This window comes from Streptomyces niveiscabiei (assembly GCF_001419795.1).
Taxonomy (GTDB): Bacteria; Actinomycetota; Actinomycetes; order Streptomycetales; family Streptomycetaceae; genus Streptomyces; species Streptomyces niveiscabiei.
Genome location: NZ_LIRL01001429.1, coordinates 1 through 1,131 on the forward strand (window position 1 = coordinate 1; position 1,131 = coordinate 1,131).

1 protein-coding gene is annotated in these 1,131 nt (G+C 75.4%); it reads left to right on the plus strand.

Features of this window, described 5'->3' with window-relative positions; genetic code table 11:
* Positions 1-65 precede the first annotated feature (65 nt).
* A partial coding sequence (locus AOK24_RS44715) for a hypothetical protein (protein ID WP_055725511.1) occupies positions 66-1,131 on the plus strand: 1,066 nt, incomplete at its 3' end.

Here is a 1,131-nt window from a genome sequence, read left to right on the forward strand (position 1 = left end):
CCCCCCACCCCACCTGCGAAAACGCCCTACGCACCCCAGGTGGAGACGGGCACCGGGCGGCCGGCATGACGAGGGTGCTGTTCGCGGCCCGCTCCGCGGTCGCCCTGTACCGGCTCCTGGACGTCGTCCCGGTGTTCGCCGGCGACCCGAGGATCACGCGCTGCTTCACCCTCGTCCCCGGCTCGGACTTCGGCGTGGACGCGCTGGCCATCGTCGACGCCCTGGGCGGCCGGATCGTCCCGTGGGAGCAGGCCCGCGAGGAGGTGTACGACCTTGTCGTCAGCGCCAGCCCGAAGGGCGAGCTGGCCCAACTGGCCGGTACGCACGTGCTGTTGCCGCACGGCGCGGGGTTCAGCAAGACGATCCGCGCGGAGGGCTCGGCAGACTCGGCGTCGGGACTCGACCCGGTCTACCTGAGCCGCGCCCCGATCGCCCTGCACGCCATGGCCCACCCGGGCCAGGTCGCCCGCCTCGCCTCGGCCGCCCCGCACGCGGCCACCCGGGCCGGCGTCGTAGGAGACCCCACTCTCGAACGCCTCCTCGCCTCCCGCACCCTCCGCGACCGCTACCGCGCGGCGCTCGGCACCGGCTCCCGCACCCTCCTCGCCCTGACCTCGACCTGGGGCCCGGAGTCCCTGCTGTCCCGCCACCCGGACCTCCCCGCCGAACTGGCCGCACAACTCCCGTACGACGAGTACCAGTTGGCCCTGATCGTGCACCCCAACGAACACAGCCGCCTCGGCACCTACGACCTCACCGAACGCCTCTCCCCCGCCCTCGACGCGGGCCTGGTCCTCGCCGCGCCCCGCGAGGAGTGGGCGTCGACGCTGGTCGCCGCCGACGCGCTGGTGACCGACCACGGCTCGACGGCCCTGTACTTCGCGGCGCTGGACGACCGCCCGGTCCTCGCCGCGACGGACGGCGGCCCGGAGCTGATCCCGGGCAGCCCCATGGACGTACTCCTGCGCGCGGTACCGGAGTTGAGCCGTACGACGGCGCTCCCGGAGGCCCTCCGCGCCTACCGCCCCGGCGCCACCGGCCCCGCGACGGACGCCGCGTTCGCCCACCGGGGCCGCGCCCTGGACCGCCTGCGCGCCGAGCTGTACGACCTCCTCGGCCTCACCCCGCCCC